Origin of the sequence: Roseomonas sp. TAS13, assembly GCF_001950415.1 — a bacterium.
Lineage (GTDB): Bacteria > Pseudomonadota > Alphaproteobacteria > Acetobacterales > Acetobacteraceae > Roseomonas > Roseomonas mucosa.
Genome location: NZ_BDLP01000479.1, coordinates 1 through 2,784, shown reverse-complemented (window position 1 = coordinate 2,784; position 2,784 = coordinate 1). Strand labels below are relative to the sequence as shown.

The following is a 2,784-nucleotide window of genomic DNA, read 5'->3' as shown; positions in this document are numbered from 1 at the left end:
GCGGCGATCGGCATGACGGCCTCCGCACTCATGGCTACCCGCGCCTCGGTGGGCGTACGGTAGCCGACGCCTGAGTTCAGGCGCTGCCTATTATAGAACACCTCGACGTAGTCGAACACCGCCGCCTCCGCGCGGGTGCGGAAGTGGGCCTGGTGGATGTGCTCCTTCTTGAGCGAGGCGAAGAAGCTCTCCATGGGCGCGTTGATGCTCCTATGTTGGTCAAGGGCCATTTGAGACTGCGGACTGAGCGGTTGGCCTGCAGAGACTATTGAAAATTTCCCGGGCGATGTACCGCTTCAGGCAGCGTCGGATCTCCCGAAGGGACTTGCCCTCGGCTGTTCGACGATGGACATAGGCTTTCGTTTCGGGATGGGAGCGCATCCGGACAACGGCCACGCGGTGCAGCGCAGCGTTGGCTCGCCGGTTGCCGCCCCTGTTGAGACGATGGCGGGTGGTCTTGCCGCTGGATGCAGGGATGGGACAAACGCCGCAGAGCTTGGCGAAGGCGGCCTCTGAGCGGATACGCTCGGGATTGTCGCCAAGGACGATAAGCATCTCCGCGATCGTGCCAACGGCGATGCCCGGCGCCGCCATTAAGGCCGATGCCTGGCGGCGAACCAGCCTTTCGAGCGCATCGTCGAGTTCGCGGATCTCGGCGGCGAGGGTGAGCCAGCGCCGGGCCAGCATGCGCAGTGCCGTCTTGGCCGAGGCTGTTGTTGAAGTCATAGGGCCGGGACGCAAGGCCGCGAGCGCCCGGATCAGGGTCATCGGGCCGGTCACGGCGATGAACGCTTCGCGCAGCGGCTGCGGCGCGTTGACGATGAGGGTCTTCAGCGTGACCATCGTCTGCGTGCGAGCCTTCAGCGCGGTGTCGCGGGCGATCTTCAGATGCCGGATCATCTCGACATTCCCATCCCCGGACTTGGGGGACGTGTTGGCCTCGCCGGCCAGAACGGCGCGGGCGGCGGCCTCGGCATCGATCGTGTCGCTCTTGCCGTGCTGGCGCCGGAGCCGACGGTTCGCGCGATCGACCTCAATGACGCGGTACCCTTGGGATACGAGCGCCCGGCTCAGGCCTGCGCCGTAGGAGCCGGTGCCCTCGATGCCGAAGGCCCGGATGGACCCGCAAGCGACGGCCCAGCGAACGAGCTGCCGGTATCCCGTCGCTGTTGCGGGGATCGAGAGGGTGCCGAGATGCGCACCGAACCCGGTGATCGCGACGGCGATGTGAACATCCTTGTGGGTGTCGACGCCGATGATGATCGCATCGGATGGGGTGGAATGCATGTCGGTCCTCCGGGTAGCGGGAAGCCCGAGGCTGCGCTTTGATGGGACAGGACTGTGATGGGATGGCTGTCCCTCAGGCTCCTATGAAGTCACGCATCGAAGCGGCGCCGGGCGCAGCCTGGAGGACCGGCAGATCAACGCCATGACACGAGGTTGCTCTGTTGAAACCTTCTGATTGAGGGCAGCGCTGGGAGGGTCGAGTTCTGGACGCGAGGTTCTCGATGCGCAGCATGACGAAGTCGGCGATACGGGTGGCACGCGAGGCCTTGGCCGCTGGGCGCCGAACCTTCCCGGCCTACGGCAGCCGGACCTCGCGGCACGACTTCACCCAGGCCCAGCTCTTCGCCTTGCTAACGCTGCGTAAGCGAAGCGTAGAGGCCCGTCTTTCGTCGTAGGCGGTGAATGTGCTGGGTCAGCCTGAGGCTGGGAGCTTCGAGCCGATATTATGGTCGACGTTAATGACGACGCGAAGGCTGGCGGGTATCGCCGGCTTGAGGTGCTGACGGGGCCTGGTCGCCGACGGAAGTGGTCGGATGACGATAAGGCGAAGGTCGTGGCGGAGACGCTCGAGCCCGGCGCGGTCGTGGCCGAGGTTGCGCGTCGCTGGCAGATCTGTCCGCAGCAGGTTTTCACCTGGCGGCGGGAGATGCGGGCTGGGATTGCCGTCCCGCTGGATTTCGTACCGGTCGTCGTAGAGACGGCGGCGTCCAAGCCTGAGCCCGCGGTCGCGCCGAACCGCAGCACGCCCGTGGTCGAGGTCAAGCTTGCCGGCGCTGTGCTGCGTATAACGCCGGGCACCGACGAGGCCTTGCTGACGATGGTGCTGCGGGCGATCCAGGCGTCCGCGGCGTGATCGCGCTGCCGGCCGGCGCGCGGATCCTGCTGGCGAGCAAGCCAGTAGATTTCCGCAAGGGCGCGCACAGCCTGGCGGCGCTGGCCGTCGAGGTGCTGGGCGCGGATCCATTCTCCGGCGTAGTGCTGGTATTCCGCTCCCGCCGCGCTGACCGGATCAAGATCCTGGTCTGGGACGGCAGCGGCTTGGTCCTCGTCTGGAAGCAGCTTGGGGGCGGCGCGTTCCGCTGGCCGGCGATCGTGGATGGCGTGCTGCGTCTGACGCCGGTGGAGTTCGCCGCGCTGTTCGACGGCATCGACTGGCGATGCGTGCAGGCGCCGCGGGAGATTCCCAAGCCAAGCGCGCATGCATAGAATCGTTGTGCGATGCGCGACGCGGATGACGACACGCCGAGCTTGCCGGAAGATCCCGCGGCGCTGCGCGCACTATTGCTGTCGGTCATCGCCGAGCGCGACAGCCTGGCCGTTGAGCGCGACGAACTGGCGGCCCGGAATGAGCGCCTCCACCACCTGCTGCTGAAGCTCAAGCGTCGGCAGTTCGGGGCGAAGTCGGAGCGGCTGCCCGAAGATCAGCTGCTGTTCGCCTTCGAGGAGAGCGAGGCGACGCTGGCCGGCAACGCGGCCGAGGCGGGTAAGGCCTCGCCG

At 66.7% G+C, this 2,784-nt stretch carries 5 protein-coding genes; 3 read left to right on the top strand and 2 right to left on the bottom strand.

Annotation, left to right across the window (positions count from 1 at the left end):
* Window positions 1-230, bottom strand: a 230-nt coding sequence (locus ROTAS13_RS22410) for an IS3 family transposase (RefSeq protein ID WP_058389718.1), incomplete at its 3' end; no start/stop codon positions are given.
* The gene (locus tag ROTAS13_RS22405) at window positions 220-1,287 is read right to left on the bottom strand and encodes an IS110 family transposase (protein WP_075823490.1); all 1,068 of its coding nucleotides are present in this window, start codon (window positions 1,285-1,287) and stop codon (window positions 220-222) included. The genes ROTAS13_RS22405 and ROTAS13_RS22410, both read right to left, overlap by 11 nt.
* A 445-nt stretch (window positions 1,288-1,732) precedes the next feature.
* Between ROTAS13_RS22405 and tnpA the strand changes: the two genes are divergently transcribed.
* From tnpA to ROTAS13_RS22390, 3 genes are all read left to right on the top strand, one after another.
* Window positions 1,733-2,140 (top strand): IS66-like element accessory protein TnpA, encoded by a 408-nt coding sequence (gene tnpA / locus ROTAS13_RS22400; protein WP_058389716.1) that lies wholly within the window; start codon window positions 1,733-1,735, stop codon window positions 2,138-2,140.
* On the top strand, window positions 2,137-2,493 hold the full coding sequence (gene tnpB / locus ROTAS13_RS22395; RefSeq protein WP_075823489.1) for an IS66 family insertion sequence element accessory protein TnpB: 357 nt from the start codon (window positions 2,137-2,139) through the stop codon (window positions 2,491-2,493). The genes tnpA and tnpB overlap by 4 nt, the downstream gene beginning before the upstream one ends.
* Before the next feature lie 12 nt (window positions 2,494-2,505).
* Window positions 2,506-2,784, top strand: a 279-nt coding sequence (locus tag ROTAS13_RS22390; RefSeq protein ID WP_305793731.1) for a transposase, incomplete at its 3' end; no start/stop codon positions are given.

Excerpts from the sequence above, each read along its gene's own strand:
- tnpA (WP_058389716.1), top strand. The coding sequence starts at position 1,733 with ATGGTCGACGTTAATGACGACGCGAAGGCTGGCGGGTATCGCCGGCTT.
- ROTAS13_RS22405 (WP_075823490.1), bottom strand. The coding sequence starts at position 1,287 with ATGCATTCCACCCCATCCGATGCGATCATCATCGGCGTCGACACCCAC.